This is a genomic window from Photorhabdus sp. CRCIA-P01 (genome assembly GCF_003545805.1).
Classification (GTDB): Bacteria; Pseudomonadota; Gammaproteobacteria; order Enterobacterales; family Enterobacteriaceae; genus Photorhabdus; species Photorhabdus antumapuensis.
Genome location: NZ_NMQR01000006.1, coordinates 1 through 18,198 on the forward strand (window position 1 = coordinate 1; position 18,198 = coordinate 18,198).

Genomic DNA, 18,198 nt, shown 5'->3' on the forward strand with positions numbered 1-18,198 from the left:
GATATTTATCAATTTATTAACCATTTACGCTATTTACCATTTTTATTCATTAATATGTAAACAAACAGACAGGAAATAACAAAAACATAAGAGAATAATGAGAGTTGAATAATGGGCAAATTGAGGTTATAATTTAACCTCATTAAAATTCACAATATTTAGACAACAATTACACTAAATCTCGTAACATGATGACTTTTCGAGATACATTATACATTTGAGACTATGATCACGGTACTATTCACTAAAAATCGCTATCTTGCCGCTATCAAAAGTCTGGTCTTAAAATTTCCAGACTTTCTTTCAAAAAAGAAAGTAAAGTGAAAATTTTGGCTTGTTAATTTAAAGTCCAATTTTCGACCAAAATGTTAATATGGTAATAAGAACGTTTAAATAAACACCAGCGATATTTAAAAAATTTATTTTTTATAAAGAAAGAGTTAAGCCACATGTATTTGCATTTATTGCATACTTGCGGCATTGTGATTTCATTTTTTAATTTACCGCGTTATTCTCGGAGATAACTATGGATATGACTCAAACAGGTACGATCGCATCGCAGGCGACCCGCCCAAGCGATTATAAAACCTGGCGTAAATCAGATACAGTATGGATGCTTGGCTTATATGGTACTGCGATTGGTGCCGGTGTATTATTCTTACCCATCAACGCCGGTATTGGTGGCCTACTACCTCTTTTGGTGATGGCGCTACTGGCTTTCCCAATGACTTTCTTCGCCCACCGTGGGATGTGTCGCTTCGTTCTATCCGGTAAAAACCCTGGCGAAAATATTACCGAAGTAGTAGAAGAGCACTTTGGCAGCCTGGCAGGTAAACTTATTACCCTGCTCTACTTCTTCGCTATCTACCCAATTCTCTTAGTTTACAGCGTTGCTATTACCAACACCGTAGACAGCTTTATTATTCACCAATTACATCTGCCATCCCCCCCCCGTGCCCTGCTGGCTCTGATCCTAATTATTGGAGTAATGACCATCATCCGTTTCGGTGAACAGGCTATTGTTAAGGCAATGAGCGTACTGGTATTCCCATTTGTTGCCGTTTTGATGCTGCTGGCGTTTTATCTGATCCCTAACTGGAACACCGCAATCTTCGAAAACATCAGCATCTCTGCATCGAGTGCAAGTCATGGGCTGCTCATTACTCTATGGCTAGCGATCCCGGTAATGGTGTTCTCCTTCAACCACTCGCCAATTATCTCGGCGTTTGCTGTGGCAAAACGTGAAGAATACGGTGAAAATGCTGAGAAAAAATGCTCCCGCATTCTAGCTTACGCCCATATCATGATGGTTGTAACCGTGATGTTCTTCGTATTTAGCTGCGTATTGAGCCTGTCTCCAGAAAATCTGGCGGAAGCCAAAGCACAAAATATTTCTATTCTGTCTTATCTGGCTAACCACTTTAATACACCAGTCATTGCCTACATTGCTCCGTTTATTGCATTCATAGCGATTACCAAATCTTTCCTTGGCCATTATCTGGGTGCGCGTGAAGGTTTTAATGGTATCGTGGTTAAGACATTGCGTGACCAAGGTAAAACTATTGAGCCTAAAAAGCTGAATCGTATCACGTCCATTTTTATGTTAGTAACGACTTGGATTGTCGCTACTCTGAACCCAAGTATTTTGGAAATGATCGAAAGATTAGGTGGTCCTATTATCGCAATGTTGCTGTTCATTATGCCAATGTATGCAATCAGTAAAGTTCCGGCAATGCGCAAATATAGCGGCAAGCTGAGTAATCTGTTTGTCATCTTTATGGGGTTAGTTGCTATCTCTGCTGTCCTCTACTCACTATTTGCATAATAAACAGTTGGTTGCTGTTCTCTTCAAGCGAGCAGCAACCGAATAATGACATGAGCTAGCTAGCGGAAAAATTTAAGCTACACCACCCACTTCACCCAATCCCCCTGCTGTTCATCATATTGCCACAAATCGTCTTCGTTAAAATATCCACGTTCGTCTATTGGTACCCCCTGCTGCTGTTCTTCGTCCCATTGTTGCCGCAACTTATCTGTCAGGATATAAGGCGTCTTGGTCGCAATCTCTCCAGTAAAAGGAAACCTATTGCCAGTCTCCTCAAGACGGATAAACCTGGCATCAGTAGAAATATTAGAGATAACTACAGCCTCAGTTGCTGAAGGAAAGAGAATATAACCGTTAATCAGCGGGAAATATCGTGGCAAACCCGGCTTATACGGTGGTGGAATGATATCAACGGCGTTCCACATAAGAAGATAATCTAACCCTTCATCGTTATTAGGCCCCATTGGATAACCTTGGTAAAAATAACGATTTTGAATTGAATAATTACCCGTCAATACATATGCAATATAAAAATAGTAACTAATCAGATCGACTTCTTCTGTTCTGAACGTACCGAATATTGAATGTAAAGGAAATGTTCCCATACCACCAAGGAGACCAAGAACCTCATACTGTTCATCATGACCATATTGATCAATATATTTCCCCGTCTTGATTTTCGACACCTGCATATCTGTCAAAATATTATCTCGTCCATTACTTGGATTGAATCTATATCGACCATAAAGAAAATGCAGACTATCCTCATAAATGTAAGTAAATTGCTCCTGATTAAGCTTATGGAGAGGATTAGGTTTATCCGTCCACCGCTTGTCAGCGCCTAAATTATTGCGATTTCCAAAACGGATAGAAAGCGCTAACGGATCAAGATATGACATATAACCACCTCTTCATCATAGAATAGTGAGCCTATACCCGTTATCTTTCAAGCTGCCTCTTTGTTGGCTGCACTCACTCACCCCGGTCACATAGTTATCTATGCTCCCGGGGATTCGCTCCCTTGCCGTCGCGATACAACTCGAAATCTATTAGGTATATACGCCCATTAAAAAACGATAATTATTTTCCCAACAACAGCTTAACACTATATTGTCAACCAATTTATAACTACCTCCCCAGTATTGTCTTAAATGTGTTACTGCTAAAGCACTAAATGCATGTATTAACTCCCTACCAAAAACAAGCAATCTACGGCCGTATTCAATAGAATAATGAATTCTAACTATTTTATTTCTAATAGCATTAATTTATTGATAAATATAAAATTACTCTAACACAATTTAACCTTAATATTGAAATGATTAGTTATATTGCTATTTTATATACTATTGAGTTTTTTAAATAATAGACGAACACTTCATAAAGAAAAGTTTTTTTTATAAAAAACACATACAATATCTCATTTATATTAATATTTATATAAATTTCAAGAAAATAAATTAACCATGTTTATTTACAACAATCAAAAATATAATTTGAAATTTTAATTATAAAACTAATCATTCAAAACAAATAAATTTTCAATTATATTTTAATTTAATATAATTATATACGATATAAAAAATTCCAGTTATTTTATATTTCTCACATCAACAATATATTTTCTATTTTTTAATAAAATGACTCAATATATCAGGCAATTACATTATTTTTCCAAATTTATTTGACAACCTATAAATGGCACCTATAGTTATATGTGTTAGAGAAAATGTTATATGCCAATTAAAAACATTAACTGTCCTATATTTTTAGTGCGAAAAAAATTTCTTATGTAGATTGCTTTTATAGTAGAAGTACCAACCACCTTATATTTCTCAAACGGACGGTTTGCCGTTCTTTATTCTGAGATAATATAGGCTTATTTATCAATTAATTAAATTATATTTTGGAGTTTATATTATGATTAACGACATGCATCCCTCTTTAATTAAAGATAAAGATATAGTAGATGACGTAATGCTACGTAGCTGTAAAGTTATTGCAATGAAAGTTATGCCAGACAAAGTTATGCAAGTTATGGTGACTGTATTAATGCTTGATGGCACATGTGAAGAAATGCTTTTGAAATGGAATCTGCTAGACAATAGAGGCATGGCGATTTATAAAGTCCTGATGGAAGCGCTTTGTGCTAAGAAAGATGTGAAAATAGGCACCGTAGGAAGAGTTGGTCCTCTCGGCTGCGATTACATTAATTGCGTGGAAATCTCTATGTAAAATAATTGTTTGTTGAAATGCTTGGGCCAAATAATAGACTCCTAATAGAAACTCAATCTGATTGAAGCGATCTCATTGATCGCAAAATACAGTACTGTTGTGATAGGAATTTGGCACAACATTTCTCTGGTATAATGAAGCTGACTTTTATACCTAATAGATTTCGAGTTGCAGCGCGGCGGCAAGTGAACGAATCCCCAGGAGCATAGATAATGATGTGACTGGGGTGAGTGAAAGCAGCCAACAAAGCAACAGCTTGAAAGATGAAGGGTATATAACGGCACATTCTACCCTATCTAAGGCAGAGCGTAATATTAATGCTCTGCCTGCCATAGTTACATTTAATATAAAAATATAAACGCACAAAAATAACAAAAAACAAACTTTCAATAAATTAAAATTAATTAACACAGCCATCTATTTCATACAAAAATATCAATATATTTTTATAAAAATTTAATTTCACTCAAAAAAATTTATTTTATAAATCATTTTAAAATAGCACATGCCATCCACTCAATCTTTAAAAACAGGGTAGAATAACATCTCTTTATTGCACACTGTGAATATTTAACAACAGATGTAATTATATCAATAATATTTCCACATTGTAATTATTAATAAAATATCATGCACCACGGTATTATTAAATATTAAATAGATTTAAATAAATTAATTTCAGATCTTGCAGTTATATATATCCACACTAAATACTATAGGATAAGAATAATTTCACAATGTTTTATCTAAATATCAACTAGAAAATTAAAATTTAAATCATTCACCACATACTGCCAGTACGCTTCAATTCCTACTGTCCCTTCCGTACCCATACTCTATTAATAAGAACATCCTGCATAAATAATTCCCACTTGAACAGATTATTAATTTCTCCATTTCAACAGCAGGAAATAAATATCAATATTATTTTTTGATTAGAGTGATGCATTTGATTATTATAACCATTTAGAGGAAATATATTATTGGCGACTTTTTAACAGCATCAATAATTATATAACACAGATAAACTTTTAATATAGATTACAATTACCAATTACCTTATATTTCTTCGGCGGACAAATGACTGCCCGTAAATTTTGGTAAAAATTATTTTTTCCAATTACATTAAATTAAAAGGTTAACACGATGAACTATACAAATCCTTCTTCTAATGAAGTGGTAACAGAAAATAAACCTGAACAAACTTCTCCAACTCCTAACTACTATTTCGCTGTTGGTACAGTAACTTCAGTTCAGGCTGCACCTGATCAAAACCAATTGCAAGTGACTGTCACTATGCAATTCGCTAACGGTAAATTTAACTATCTGTTATGGTGGAACGCTCAAGACTACAGAGGTGCAGCGCTGTATCATCTTCTTCTGAGCGCTTGCAGTAATAACAAACGTGTAAATATAACTTCTTCATCAGCGGTTTCTCCTGGTGGTTACAATTATATCTACAACGCAACATTATTGGATTCTTAATATAGAGTCATAAGTTGCTAAATAGCTGCACCTAATTCCTCATTGTTAAAATATAAATTGGGTGTAGCATTTCTCTGGTAGAGTAAAACTAATGTTGAGTAAAAGCTAAAAACATTTTCTATCATATATTCCCCTCTCCAGGCAGAACCTTAACCACAGGATTCTGCCTGTTCTGGCAACATCGCTTTAAATTTAAAAATATTATTTCAATATACCTAATAGATTTCGAGTTGCAGCGCGGCGGCAAGTGAACAAATCCCCAGGAGCATAGATAACTATGTGACTGGGGTGAGTGAAAGCAGCCAACAAAGCAGCAGCTTGAAAGATGAAGGGTATAATGCTATTTTAATGTCATTAATCTATATTCAATTAATTTAAATATTATCTAAAATATAAAATAAAAACCTACGACAATAATAAAAAGACAATAATAGACCTAAAATTAATCCTAATAAATTCATTGATCATACATTTAACACACTCAATAACAACATATCAAAACAATTGTATTAAATCTATTTTTGAACGTTAACATCTTAATTTATCACAAATTAGTTTTCTATCTAATATTACCTATGAAATAATAAAAAGCCCAATTAAATCCTATTTTCTTGACAAGTATCAATAACGCTTACTACTATCTTTAATGCTGAAATATCTATTTTTCTCTCATTCATTACTCTTCATAATAGGTGATAAAATGTCAGAAGAAAGCCAACGTATTAAAAAGCCATCCTCAGGTTATGCAACAGATCATTTCTACGATGGAGCATGGCATAGGGCCGTCAAATTTGTTGAGGGCAGTGTTGAATTTTTTGATGTTTACGATGTTATCTTTGAGGGGATTACTTACCAATCTCCACCAATCTTAGTATCTGAGAACCTCATTATTGTTCCCATAGCAAAAGATGAAGTTGCCTGGAACAGTAAAATAGAAATATATGGCGCTATTGGCACTGGAGAAAGTGAAAAGATTTTTTCTGACGGTGATGCTGTCCGACCTTTTGCCGGTGAACTTGATGTTTCAAATCCTCAGGAACCTCTTGTTATTTTCGGAGGAGGCCATGTTAATCGTTTTCCCAATTACACAGCCAGTGTCAATGGAGTTGAATATGGTGGTTTAATTATAGACCCAGAAAAGAATTCAATATCCTTATTGCGCCCCATCGAAGATGGAAAGCTGATGGTATTTGGCAAAACTGAAACTGGCAAAAATGTCATTGTTTTTGAAATAGAAACTGAAGGTGAAAATAAACCACTTAACGGATGGGTAGAGTTTCATGACGTAGCAACCTGTATCCTATTCAGAAATGGCGATTTAACAGGATTCGCTACTAGCTATGAACTCCGATATGAAGGAACATCAACCCGCAATTATCGAGGTTTATCACCTACACATATTCGTTACGAAAACATCGGCCATCATGTTAGAACCGAGATCGAATTATGGGCTTACTGGCAAGATAAACCTGATGGTGTCTTGTTATTCAAAGGCCGGTACAACGGATCTACGGTAAAAAATAGCAAACGTTGCTCTCTGGATGGAAAAAAATAAGTGTAAAACGTGCGCGGCAAAATGCCGCGCCCTAAATCAGGAAGAATATCACTCCACCCACCCTGCCACATAAACCTCATATTGACGTCAAATCAACCAAAAATCGCCTGAAACCAACCACTCACTTTCATCACAATCAAATCCCAAATACGGTTAAAAAAGCCACCTTCCTCTACTGCCTCTTTAACCACCAAAGGACGTTGTTCAATTATCTTATCCCCTAATTGGAAGTTAATCACACCGACAACCTGATTTTTCGTCAAAGGCGCGGTTAGTGGAGTCTGATTTAACGTGTAACTGGCTTTCAGATTTTTCAACTGCCCACGAGGAATGGTGATCGCCGCATCTTTTTCCACGCCAAGAGCAACATCTGAGTGATCGCCATACCAAACCTTTTGTGAAACAAACGGCTCGCTAGCTTTAATCGGCGTCACTGTTTCATAAAAACGGAGTCCCCATGCAAGTAATTTTTCACTTTCAGCGAAACGAATCCGATCACTTGGTGCTCCTAGCACCACAGAAATCAGCCGCATGGGTCCCTCTGTTGCTGAAGCAACCAGGTTATAACCGGCACCGCTGGTATATCCTGTTTTCACACCATCAACATTCATATTTTTATTCCACAACAATCGGTTACGGTTAGGCTGTTGGATTTTATTGAAGGTGAATGTTTTCTCTTTATGCAGGGCATACTCATCAGGAACATCACGGATCATAGCCTGACTCAATACCGCCATATCACGAGCAGTACTGAATTGGCCCTCAGCATCTAACCCATGAACCGTACGAAAATGGGTGTTAGTCAACCCAAGTGCTTTCGCATAATTATTCATCAGACTAACAAATACATCCTGACTACCCGCCACATAATCAGCTAAAGCAATGCTGGCATCATTGCCAGACTGAACAACAACACCATGATTCAGATCGAGCACTTTTACCCTATCACCGGGTTTAAGAAACATAAGAGAAGAACCTTTCAGTATGGGATTACCCGTCGCCCAAGCATCCTTTCCCACAGTAACGATATCTTCCGACGTGATTTTTCCCGCTTTTATCGCCTGACCAACAACATAACTGGTCATAATTTTTGTCAGACTGGCTGGATCAAGCCGCTCATCGGGATTACCCGCCGCCAGAATTTTACCGCTGTCATAATCCATTAACACATAAGCTCTAGCGTCCACTGGTGGAACGACAGGTTCATCCGATGCATAAACACGGGCACTTACCATCGATGCCACTGTCAGCACCGCAATAACACATTTCATCGTCATCGCTAGATTTTTCTTCATCATCGTTCCCCTTTACTTAATAAGAAAAAATGTCAAATTCTTATTAATATATACCTAATAGATTTCGAGTTGCAGCGCGGCGGCAAGTGAACGAATCCCCAGGAGCATAGATAACTATGTGACTGGGGTGAGTGAAAGCAGCCAACAAAGCAGCAGCTTGAAAGATGAAGGGTATAAAATGTTGTACGACAAGAAACCAACGTAAACAGTGTAAAGATTGTGCTGATCATTGGTTTTCATTTAATCTGATGGAACATTATTGGTAACAAGTAAACGATTTTCTTATCATCCCGACTCAAGGAGAAACCCATGCTAACCATTTGGGGCCGTAAAAACTCTTCCAATGTGAAAAAAGTGCTCTGGTGTCTGAAAGAACTCGATGTACCGCATAATCAGGTCGATATTGGCGGTAAATTTGGCAAACTGGATGACCCGCAATATCTGAAAATGAATCCGAATGGAAAAATCCCTTGTTTACAGGAGGGCGATTTTATTTTGTGGGAATCCAACGCAATTGTTCGTTATCTTGCCGCAAAATTTGGTAAAGATATACTTTATCCACAAGATCTACAGGAGAGAGCGAATGCGGATAAATGGATGGATTGGGCTGGTTCACATCTGTTTCCTCATCTCAGGCAACTCATAATAGGTTTTATTCGCACACCTGAAGCAGAACGGGATCAAAAACAAATAGAACAAACCCTGATTGAAATCGAAAAACTGATGAAAGTGGTCGATAACACCCTGGCAGAACAGAAATATCTTTCTGGCGATAAATTTGGCATGGCTGATATTGCATTAGGACCCATGATTTATCCTTGGCTCAATATTCCAATCAAACGACCATCTCTGAAAAATATTGAACGCTGGTACCAATTAATGACAGAAAGACCCGCGTTCAAAGAGATTGTTATGATTGAATTAAGTTGAGAAAAATCAGCTCATTGGCATCCATCCAGGATCGGGATATTGATATTTAAATCCTAATTCCTGACAAATACGACTGCCATCAACAGTCCTACTTCCCACCTGAATTTCTTCTCTGGCAAATTCAGGTGGAACTAAATCAAGCTGATTACTGGCCTTAGGATAAAATTCAGCTTTGGTTGGATGAACAGGCGCACATAAATTATAAATATTCCCACCTTCACTCTTCTGAATTAATAGGTTAATGGCTGAAATAACATCATCCTGATGAACTAAATTGACCGGTTGATTACCCCCTTTAACTCCCTTTTTCCCCGCCAGAAAACGCCCGGCATGACGACCACTGCCTACCAAACCGGCTAAACGCAAAATATCAACAGAAATATTTGGCAGTTTGTGCAACCAATTCTCTAATTCAACCAATGCCTGAGCGGAAAGTGTTTCAGGGCAAAAAGGCGCATCTTCATTGAGATTGCCAGCAACAAAACCATAAACAGAAGTAGAACTGGTGAAAATAATCCTTGGCACAGAGTATGAGAGAGCCGTATCGACAATTAACTGAACTGCCCTAACATAGTTATAACTGCCACCAGCAGTGTGGCTTGCCGGTAAAGTGATAATCAGCACATCGGCTACCATCAGTTGCTCTAAATCATCAAGTGCGCAATTGATCTGAGGTTCCAGTTGTAACAAATAACATTCGATACCAGACATACGTGCTGCCTCTACACCATCTGGCGTCGTTTTACTGCCAACAACCTGCATACTACTGCGACTCAATGCCTTGGCTAATGGCATCCCCAACCAACCCAGACCAATAATGGAAACTTTTTTCATCACCACTCCTGCCATGCCTGATATTACTTTGATTATGCAAACAATCCGAACATTAAGCCACTGTTATTATTGATACTGTATTTCTTCCATAGAAAACAATATTTCAAGTAAAAACAAAACATTATTACAATATAAATTTACTGTTAAAAAAATAGATTGCTTTTAGGCCGTCAAATCGTATAGGTTGAATAGCAAGCAAAAAATTTAACCTCTGTTGGTCAGTGAATAAAAGCAACCGGCAGCAAACAGTCACCGATAGCAATAATAAATAAAGAGAAATCATTATGATCCGCATTCAATTTAGCCATTACCATCATCATCATCCTGATTAGTCTTTCAGGCGGTTGTGTGCTGGAAGACGTTTAACAGGTCTTCCGGTGGCATGAATGCGATAAAAACCCTCGGAAGGATCCTTCCGGGGGTTTTTTTATGTTTTCGATTTTAAGTGGGGATAAAAATGTTAGATAAATCACGTTTACGTATCGCAATGCAGAAATCAGGCCGATTAAGCGAGGATTCACGAGAATTACTGGCTCGCTGTGGTATTAAAATTAATCTGCAACAACAGCGCTTAATCGCATTCGCGGAAAATATGCCAATTGATATCTTGCGGGTACGTGATGACGATATTCCAGGGTTGGTTATGGATGGCGTCGTCGATCTGGGTATTATCGGTGAAAACGTGCTGGAAGAAGAGCTATTAAGCCGTCGCGCTCAAGGAGAAGATCCACGTTATTTCACTTTACGCCGTCTTGATTTCGGCACTTGTCACCTTTCACTGGCCGCTCCTCTAGACTACAACTATACTGGCGTCGAATGTTTACAAAATGCCCGTATCGCAACCTCTTACCCTCACCTGTTAAAACGTTATCTCGATCAGAAAAAAATCCACTTTAAATCCTGTCTGCTAAATGGCTCAGTTGAAGTTGCTCCCCGCGCCGGGTTAGCAGATGCCATCTGCGATCTGGTTTCAACTGGCGCAACACTGGAAGCGAATGGTCTGCGGGAAGTAGAAATTATCTACCGTTCCAAAGCCTGTCTTATTCAACGTGATGGTGAAATGCCCGCCGATAAGCAGCAATTGATTGAGAAACTGATGACCCGTATCCAAGGGGTGATTCAGGCCCGTGAATCCAAATACATCATGTTGCACGCACCCAGTGCAAAACTCGAAGAAGTGATTGCTCTGCTACCAGGGGCAGAACGGCCAACAATTCTACCACTGGCGGGGGATCAGAACCGCGTTGCCATGCACATGGTGAGCAGTGAAACACTGTTTTGGGAAACAATGGAGAAGCTTAAATCCCTTGGCGCCAGCTCCATTTTAGTTTTGCCGATCGAAAAAATGATGGAGTAAACGAAAATGACTAACCGTTTCGATACCCTGATCCGTTGGCAGGAATGTCATGATGAACAGCAAAGCGCTTTACTGACACGCCCTGCTATTTCAGCTTCCGAAGAAATCTCCCGTACAGTGGAACACATTCTGCATACGGTAAAAGAGTATGGCGATCACACTCTGCGTGAACTCAGCCAACATTTGGACAAAACGATTATTGAAAATATCCGTATTTCACCGGAAGAGATAGCCGCCGCAGAAAACAGCCTGAATGACGACATTAAACAGGCAATGCAACGGGCAATGAATAATATCCGCGTTTTCCACGAAGCGCAGAAACCTATAAAGATCGAAGTAGAAACCCAACCTGGGGTCTATTGTCAACAAGTAACACGGCCTATTGATTCTGTCGGGCTCTATATCCCCGGTGGTTCCGCACCATTACTTTCTACCGTTTTGATGCTCGGAACACCTGCTCAAATAGCGGGTTGCCATAAAGTTGTACTTTGTTCCCCACCACCGATTGCCAATGAAATTCTCTATGCAGCCACACTGTGTGGAATTACGGAAATATTCCAGATTGGTGGCGCTCAAGCCATTGCCGCTATGGCATTCGGAACAGAATCCGTACCCAAAGTAGATAAAATCTTTGGTCCAGGTAACGCTTATGTCACTGAGGCCAAAAGACAAGTTAGTCAGCACGTAGAGGGTGCCGCCATTGATATGCCTGCCGGCCCATCGGAACTGCTTATTATCGCCGATGCGGGGGCAGACCCCGTCTTTGTGGCGGCCGATTTACTCTCACAAGCAGAACATGGCCCTGACTCACAAGTGATATTAGTTACGCCTGATGAAACGTTAGCCAGAAAAGTGATAGCGGAAATCGAAAAACAGCTTCTCCTGCTTCCCCGCAACCAGATTGCCGCCAAGGCATTAGCGCACAGCCGGATTATTGTGACAAAAAGCCTGCAACAGTGTGTGGAAATCAGCAACCGCTATGGCCCAGAACACCTGATTATTCAAACTCGTCAACCAGAACAACTGGTTGAAAAAATCACTAGCGCCGGTTCCATTTTCCTCGGTGACTGGTCGCCGGAATCCGCAGGAGATTATGCATCAGGAACCAATCACGTATTACCCACTTATGGCTACACCTCGACCCATTCCAGCCTTGGTCTGGCGGATTTCCTAAAACGTATGACAATTCAACAACTGACGCCACAAGGGCTGCTGAACCTAGCTCAGACCATTGAAACACTGGCGCAAGCAGAACAACTGACCGCTCATGAAAACGCTGTCACCTTACGTGTGGCGGCACTGAATATTGCCGGTCAAGGAGTGAATATGAATAACATTTTTGATGCCAATCTGTTGGCACGAGAAAATATCCGCAAATTAACCCCTTATATGTCTGCTCGTCGCCTTGGCGGCAATGGCGATGTTTGGTTGAATGCCAATGAATACCCACTAGCTCCTGATTTTCAATGCACTGAACAAACATTGAACCGCTATCCTGACTGCCAGCCAGCCTCGGTTATCCGTCGTTATGCCGCCTATGCCGGTTTACAACCTGAGCAAGTGCTAGCCTGTCGTGGTGCTGATGAAGCCATTGAACTTCTCATCCGCGTATTTTGTGAACCCGGACAAGATATGGTTCTGTTTTGCCCTCCGACTTATGGTATGTACAGTGTCAGCGCTGAAGCTTTTGGTGTCGAACAAAAGAAAATTGCCGCACTGGAAAATTGGCAACTGGATATTGAAGCGATCGAAAATAACCTTGACCGGGTAAAATTGATCTATATCTGTAGCCCTAATAATCCAACAGGAAACGCAATTAATTCTGATTCACTGCGCAAAGTTCTGGAACTGGCCGCTAACCGCGCAATTGTCACTATCGATGAAGCCTATATTGAATTTTGCCCGGAAAATAATATCGCAAGCTGGCTAAAAAACTATCCAAATTTAGTCATTTTGCGAACCCTCTCGAAAGCTTTTGCTTTAGCCGGTTTGCGCTGTGGATTTACTCTCGCATCTGTGGATATCATCACTCTGTTGTTAAAAGTGATTGCACCTTACCCGCTTTCTACTCCTGTTGCGGATATTGCAGCACAGGCACTGACAGCAGAAAGTATCGCAATTATGCAAAAACGTGTCGTTGAGATCAGGGAAAACCGCAATGACTTGCAACAAGCTTTGAATAAGTTAGCTATCGTTGAAAGGGTATTTCCCAGTGAAACCAACTATATATTGGTGAAATTCTATGACGCAGAAACTGTTTTCAAAACATTATGGCATCAGGGCATCATCCTGCGCGATCAACGCAAACAGCCCGGTTTAGAGGGCTGCCTGCGGATCACCATCGGCAGCCGTAAAGAATGTGAGCAGGTGGTTGAAGCCATCAGCACCCTTTCCACTGTAAATAAACAACCAAATGAACAACCAAAGGAGACAGCAAGCTGATGAACCAGAAACTCCTTTTTATTGATCGGGATGGCACGCTGATCACAGAACCGCCAACAGATTTTCAGGTTGATCGTCTGGATAAACTGGCACTGGAAACCGAGGTTATTCCTGCTCTGCTTGCTCTGCAAAAATCGGGGTTCAAGCTGATTATGATCACCAATCAGGATGGCCTTGGCACAGATAGTTTTCCATTAGAACAGTTTGAACCGCCGCATAACCTGATGATGCAGATTTTCAGTTCTCAAGGCATCCATTTTGATGAAGTTTTAATCTGCCCTCACAAACCAGAAGAGAACTGTTATTGCCGTAAACCAAACATAAAATTGGTGGAAAAATATCTGGCAGAAGGCTTGATGGATACCGCTAACAGCTATGTGATTGGTGACCGGGAAACCGATCTGCAACTGGCAAAAAATATGGGCATTCAGGGGTTACGTTATCATCCGAAAAACCTTGGCTGGTCTGCCATCAGTGAACAACTAACCCGTAAAGATCGCCACGCTCACATTCAACGTGTCACTAAAGAGACATCCATCAATATTGACGTTTGGCTCGATCATGAAGGTGGCAACGATATCAATACCGGTGTCGGGTTCTTTGACCATATGTTGGATCAAATTGCTACTCACGGTGGCTTCCGCATGCATGTTCAGGTTAAAGGCGATCTCTGTATTGATGATCACCACACCGTTGAAGACACCGGTCTGGCATTGGGAGAAGCATTGAAACTGGCTCTGGGAGATAAACGGGGCATCTGCCGCTTTGGTTTTGTGTTGCCAATGGATGAATGCCTTGCCCGCTGTGCTCTCGATATCTCCGGTCGCCCTCATCTGGAATATAAAGCTGAATTCAAACACCAGAGGGTGGGTGATCTGAGTACTGAAATGATCGAGCACTTCTTTCGTTCACTCTCTTATACAATGGCCTGTACACTGCATCTAAAAACAAAAGGCAGCAACGATCATCACAGAGCAGAAAGCCTGTTTAAAGCCTTTGGCCGAGCACTGCGTCAGGCGATTCGGGTAGAAGGCGATACATTGCCTAGTTCCAAAGGAGTTCTGTGATGAAAGTCGTCATTCTCGATACTGGCTGCGCTAACTTGTCATCGGTAGCTTATGCCATCCGAAAATTAGGCTATCAACCTGAAATCAGTCAGGAAGCAGCAACGATTCTGGCAGCAGATAAATTACTTTTGCCTGGCGTCGGCACTGCCAGTGCCGCAATGGATCAATTGAAACAACGGGAACTTATATCGTTAATTAAAGTACTCAGTCAACCTGTGTTAGGTATTTGCCTTGGCATGCAGCTATTCGCTGCCACCAGCGAAGAAAGCGATAATGTTACAGGTGACAATATCTCCCTACTCGAAGTTATTGCTTCCCCCGTCCAAAAAATGGCTAATCACGGGCTTCCATTACCACACATGGGCTGGAATCAAGTTCTGCCAAAAGCCGGACACCCGCTATTCCGTGGTATTGAAGACCATGCCTATTTTTATTTTGTCCATAGCTACGCGATCCCACTGAATACCTACACCATTGCGCAAACTGAATATGGCAATACTTTCAGCAGTGCAATCGCCAAAGATAACTTCTTTGGCGTGCAGTTTCACCCTGAACGTTCCGGTGCTGCCGGAGCCAGACTATTAAAGAATTTTCTGGAGATGTAAGCACAATGATCATACCCGCATTAGATTTGATTGATGGCAAAGTAGTACGGTTACATCAGGGGGATTATGCTCAGCAACGAGATTATCAACACGATCCTCTGTCCTACTTTCAACAATATGAACAACAGGGAGCAAAACGACTTCATCTGGTCGATCTGACCGGCGCTAAAGATCCATCCGCCCGCCAGATCCCTTTACTGCGCAAATTACTTGCAGCAGTTTCTATACCTGTTCAAGTTGGCGGTGGCATCCGCACCGAAGAAGATGTGAAAACATTGCTTGATGCGGGAGCCAACCGGATCGTGATTGGCTCTATCGCCATAAAACAACCGGCATTAGTTACCCAATGGTTTAAACGTTATGGCGCGGAAAATATTGTGCTGGCGCTGGATATTCGTATCAATGATACAGGCATGAAACAGGTTGCCATCAATGGCTGGCGGGAGAATTCCTCTGTCACTCTGGAACAGGTTATTGAGCAATATCTGCCTTGCGGGCTGAAATATGTCCTGTGTACAGATATCTCCCGCGACGGCACTCTAATCGGTTCAAATGTCGAATTATATCGGGAAATTTGCCAATGTTATCCACAAATCGCGTTTCAGGCTTCGGGTGGTATCGGTACGTTAAATGATATCGCTTCTCTGCCTGCCAGCGGTGTAGCCGGGGTTATTATTGGTCGTTCATTACTTGATGGGAAATTTACCCTGACGGAGGCAATTCAATGTTGGCAAAACGCATAATTCCTTGCCTTGATGTTCGTGACGGGCAAGTGGTTAAAGGCATTCAATTTCGTCATCACGAAATTATCGGCAATATTGTGCCACTCGCTCAACGTTATGCGAAGGAAGGTGCAGATGAACTGGTTTTCTACGATATCACCGCCTCATCTGATGGACGAGTAGTCGATAAAAGTTGGGTCGCCAAAGTTGCGGAAGTGATCGATATTCCTTTTTGCGTTGCCGGTGGGATTAAAACCGTCGAAGATGCAGGGCAAATCCTCTCATTTGGAGCAGATAAAATCTCTATCAACTCCCCTGCACTGGCCGATCCAACCTTAATTACCCGTTTAGCCGATCGTTATGGCGTTCAATGCATCGTCGTAGGGATTGACACTTGGTTTGATGAAGGCACTAGCCGCTATCAGGTTTATCAGTTTACTGGTGATGAAAAACGTACAACAGCCACCCAATGGCAAACCCTCAATTGGGTAAAAGAAGCACAACGCCGTGGCGCAGGTGAAATCGTGCTCAATATGATGAATCAGGATGGTGTCCGCAATGGTTATGATCTAACTCAACTAAAACAGGTACGGGACGTTTGTCATGTCCCTCTCATTGCCTCTGGCGGCGCAGGCGCACCAGAACACTTTCTTGATGCCTTTAAACAGGCAAATGTCGATGGTGCACTCGCTGCATCTGTATTCCATAAACAGATTATTAATATTGGTGAATTAAAACAGTACCTTTCACAACACGGCGTGGAGATAAGAACTTGCTGACCGCACAACAAATCGAAAAACTGGATTGGGAAAAAGTTGCTTATATGATGCCGGTTATTGTGCAACATGCTATATCCGGCGATGTCCTCATGATGGGCTATATGAATAAAGAAGCACTGAATATTACTATCAGTTCAGGCAAAATCACTTTCTTTTCCCGCAGTAAACAACGTCTATGGACCAAAGGTGAAAACTCCGGCCATTTTCTTAATTTGGTCAATCTCTATCCTGATTGTGACAATGATACCCTGTTGGCACTCGCTGACCCAACCGGCCCTACCTGCCATTTTGGCACACCCAGTTGCTTTGCTCCGGCACAAACTGAATGGGGATTTCTCTATCAGCTTGAAAAATTGCTGGCAAGTCGCAAAACAGCCGACCCTGACCACTCATACACCGCAAAGTTATATGCCAGCGGTACTAAACGAATCGCTCAGAAAGTAGGTGAAGAAGGGTTGGAAACGGCTTTGGCAGCGGCAGTTAATAATAAAGAGGAGCTAACGAATGAAGCAGCAGACCTGATATATCACTTAATGGTTCTACTACAGGATCAAGATTTGGATCTTAGTTCCGTCATTCGTCGATTACGGGAAAGATGAGTCAGGTGTCTGGTTGATTTCAGATCCTTATCCCGTCAACACGGTTGATTTTCCATTTACACCAGTGTCACCATTGAAAAACAACTTCGTCTGAAAATAGTTGATTTGAAAATCAGCTATCTTCAGATGCAACCCATTATAGGTTTGTAGGGAGGTAATCGATTCTGCATTAAATTAAAAAGATAGGAATTTGAACGAAAAGCCTTGATACGGATTAGCGTATGGGGTTGAGAGGCGATTTCGTACTACCCGGTGGAATTGATAATTTCTATTATATTATGCGTTTGATTTGGATAAATTAACGGATACTTGGAGTAAATATAAATGGTTCGACAGTGTTGATATTACAATAACTCATCCTAATTTTGCTATTTTTAATCGTAGTGACTCTCCATAAATCTAATTAATTATCATTTAAATGGAATTCTGGTAATTAATCTGAACTCTGAATAAAAAATTGAACTAATT

At 40.6% G+C, this 18,198-nt stretch carries 15 protein-coding genes, 1 pseudogene and 1 other annotated feature; of the genes and pseudogenes, 13 read left to right on the plus strand and 3 right to left on the minus strand.

Annotated elements, in window-relative coordinates; translation table 11 throughout:
- Positions 1-526 precede the first annotated feature (526 nt).
- Positions 527-1,825, plus strand: coding sequence for an HAAAP family serine/threonine permease (locus D3222_RS05740; protein ID WP_118985302.1), 1,299 nt, complete (start codon positions 527-529; stop codon positions 1,823-1,825).
- A gap of 77 nt (positions 1,826-1,902) precedes the next feature.
- Here the strand turns inward: D3222_RS05740 and D3222_RS05745 are convergent, their stop codons facing one another.
- A complete protein-coding gene (locus D3222_RS05745) occupies positions 1,903-2,724 on the minus strand; it encodes a hypothetical protein (protein WP_118985303.1) in 822 nt (273 codons plus the stop codon).
- Between the two features lie 1,021 nt (positions 2,725-3,745).
- Here D3222_RS05745 and D3222_RS05750 point away from each other — a divergent pair.
- The 3 genes from D3222_RS05750 (at position 3,746) to D3222_RS05765 (ending at position 7,100) form a co-directional block, all read left to right on the plus strand.
- Positions 3,746-4,060, plus strand: a complete 315-nt coding sequence (locus tag D3222_RS05750; protein ID WP_118985304.1) for a Cro/Cl family transcriptional regulator — start codon at positions 3,746-3,748, stop codon at positions 4,058-4,060.
- Positions 4,061-5,206: 1,146 nt separating this feature from the next.
- A complete protein-coding gene (locus D3222_RS05760; RefSeq protein ID WP_118985306.1) occupies positions 5,207-5,545 on the plus strand; it encodes a hypothetical protein in 339 nt (112 codons plus the stop codon).
- Between the two features lie 700 nt (positions 5,546-6,245).
- Positions 6,246-7,100 (plus strand): hypothetical protein, encoded by an 855-nt coding sequence (locus D3222_RS05765; protein ID WP_118985307.1) that lies wholly within the window; start codon positions 6,246-6,248, stop codon positions 7,098-7,100.
- Positions 7,101-7,192: 92 nt separating this feature from the next.
- Here D3222_RS05765 and D3222_RS05770 read toward each other — a convergent pair whose 3' ends face one another.
- Positions 7,193-8,335 (minus strand): serine hydrolase, encoded by a 1,143-nt coding sequence (locus tag D3222_RS05770; RefSeq protein ID WP_369973500.1) that lies wholly within the window; start codon positions 8,333-8,335, stop codon positions 7,193-7,195.
- Between the two features lie 369 nt (positions 8,336-8,704).
- Between D3222_RS05770 and D3222_RS05775 the strand changes: the two genes are divergently transcribed.
- On the plus strand, positions 8,705-9,325 hold the full coding sequence (locus tag D3222_RS05775) for a glutathione S-transferase family protein (protein WP_118985309.1): 621 nt from the start codon (positions 8,705-8,707) through the stop codon (positions 9,323-9,325).
- Between the two features lie 6 nt (positions 9,326-9,331).
- Here the strand turns inward: D3222_RS05775 and D3222_RS05780 are convergent, their stop codons facing one another.
- Positions 9,332-10,159, minus strand: coding sequence for an SDR family oxidoreductase (locus tag D3222_RS05780; protein ID WP_118985310.1), 828 nt, complete (start codon positions 10,157-10,159; stop codon positions 9,332-9,334).
- A gap of 307 nt (positions 10,160-10,466) precedes the next feature.
- Positions 10,467-10,590, plus strand: a sequence feature (His leader region).
- A 26-nt stretch (positions 10,591-10,616) separates the two neighbouring features.
- On the opposite strand from D3222_RS05780, the gene hisG reads away from it, so the two are divergent.
- The 8 genes and pseudogenes from hisG to hisIE all read left to right on the plus strand — a co-directional run bounded on the left by hisG (position 10,617) and on the right by hisIE (position 17,730).
- Positions 10,617-11,516: an ATP phosphoribosyltransferase gene (gene hisG / locus D3222_RS05790; protein ID WP_118985311.1), complete on the plus strand. Its 900-nt coding sequence runs from the start codon at positions 10,617-10,619 to the stop codon at positions 11,514-11,516.
- 6 nt (positions 11,517-11,522) lie between these two features.
- A pseudogene (hisD, locus tag D3222_RS05795) lies at positions 11,523-12,842 on the plus strand (histidinol dehydrogenase); the annotation flags it as partial.
- Complete coding sequence (gene hisC / locus D3222_RS05800) at positions 12,843-13,958, plus strand: histidinol-phosphate transaminase (RefSeq protein ID WP_255417016.1); 1,116 nt, start codon at positions 12,843-12,845, stop codon at positions 13,956-13,958.
- Complete coding sequence (hisB, locus tag D3222_RS05805; protein WP_118985312.1) at positions 13,958-15,025, plus strand: bifunctional histidinol-phosphatase/imidazoleglycerol-phosphate dehydratase HisB; 1,068 nt, start codon at positions 13,958-13,960, stop codon at positions 15,023-15,025. The genes hisC and hisB overlap by 1 nt, the downstream gene beginning before the upstream one ends.
- Complete coding sequence (gene hisH / locus D3222_RS05810; protein ID WP_118985313.1) at positions 15,025-15,630, plus strand: imidazole glycerol phosphate synthase subunit HisH; 606 nt, start codon at positions 15,025-15,027, stop codon at positions 15,628-15,630. The genes hisB and hisH overlap by 1 nt, the downstream gene beginning before the upstream one ends.
- A gap of 5 nt (positions 15,631-15,635) precedes the next feature.
- A complete protein-coding gene (gene hisA / locus D3222_RS05815) occupies positions 15,636-16,373 on the plus strand; it encodes a 1-(5-phosphoribosyl)-5-[(5-phosphoribosylamino)methylideneamino]imidazole-4-carboxamide isomerase (protein WP_118985314.1) in 738 nt (245 codons plus the stop codon).
- Entirely contained in the window at positions 16,355-17,131 is a 777-nt protein-coding gene (gene hisF, locus D3222_RS05820) for an imidazole glycerol phosphate synthase subunit HisF (protein ID WP_118985315.1), read from the plus strand. Before hisA ends, hisF begins: the two co-directional genes overlap by 19 nt.
- Positions 17,125-17,730: a bifunctional phosphoribosyl-AMP cyclohydrolase/phosphoribosyl-ATP diphosphatase HisIE gene (gene hisIE / locus D3222_RS05825; protein WP_118985316.1), complete on the plus strand. Its 606-nt coding sequence runs from the start codon at positions 17,125-17,127 to the stop codon at positions 17,728-17,730. Before hisF ends, hisIE begins: the two co-directional genes overlap by 7 nt.
- Positions 17,731-18,198: the final 468 nt, after the last annotated feature.

Bases quoted from the DNA above. Each gene is read 5' to 3' on its own strand.
- hisB (WP_118985312.1), top strand. From the start codon at position 13,958: ATGAACCAGAAACTCCTTTTTATTGATCGGGATGGCACGCTGATCACA.
- D3222_RS05745 (WP_118985303.1), bottom strand. From the start codon at position 2,724: ATGTCATATCTTGATCCGTTAGCGCTTTCTATCCGTTTTGGAAATCGC.
- hisA (WP_118985314.1), top strand. From the start codon at position 15,636: ATGATCATACCCGCATTAGATTTGATTGATGGCAAAGTAGTACGGTTA.
- D3222_RS05770 (WP_369973500.1), bottom strand. From the start codon at position 8,335: ATGGTAAGTGCCCGTGTTTATGCATCGGATGAACCTGTCGTTCCACCA.
- hisG (WP_118985311.1), top strand. From the start codon at position 10,617: ATGTTAGATAAATCACGTTTACGTATCGCAATGCAGAAATCAGGCCGA.
- D3222_RS05765 (WP_118985307.1), top strand. From the start codon at position 6,246: ATGTCAGAAGAAAGCCAACGTATTAAAAAGCCATCCTCAGGTTATGCA.
- hisC (WP_255417016.1), top strand. From the start codon at position 12,843: ATGAATAACATTTTTGATGCCAATCTGTTGGCACGAGAAAATATCCGC.
- D3222_RS05775 (WP_118985309.1), top strand. From the start codon at position 8,705: ATGCTAACCATTTGGGGCCGTAAAAACTCTTCCAATGTGAAAAAAGTG.
- D3222_RS05750 (WP_118985304.1), top strand. From the start codon at position 3,746: ATGATTAACGACATGCATCCCTCTTTAATTAAAGATAAAGATATAGTA.
- D3222_RS05740 (WP_118985302.1), top strand. From the start codon at position 527: ATGGATATGACTCAAACAGGTACGATCGCATCGCAGGCGACCCGCCCA.
- hisF (WP_118985315.1), top strand. From the start codon at position 16,355: ATGTTGGCAAAACGCATAATTCCTTGCCTTGATGTTCGTGACGGGCAA.
- hisH (WP_118985313.1), top strand. From the start codon at position 15,025: ATGAAAGTCGTCATTCTCGATACTGGCTGCGCTAACTTGTCATCGGTA.
- D3222_RS05780 (WP_118985310.1), bottom strand. From the start codon at position 10,159: ATGAAAAAAGTTTCCATTATTGGTCTGGGTTGGTTGGGGATGCCATTA.
- D3222_RS05760 (WP_118985306.1), top strand. From the start codon at position 5,207: ATGAACTATACAAATCCTTCTTCTAATGAAGTGGTAACAGAAAATAAA.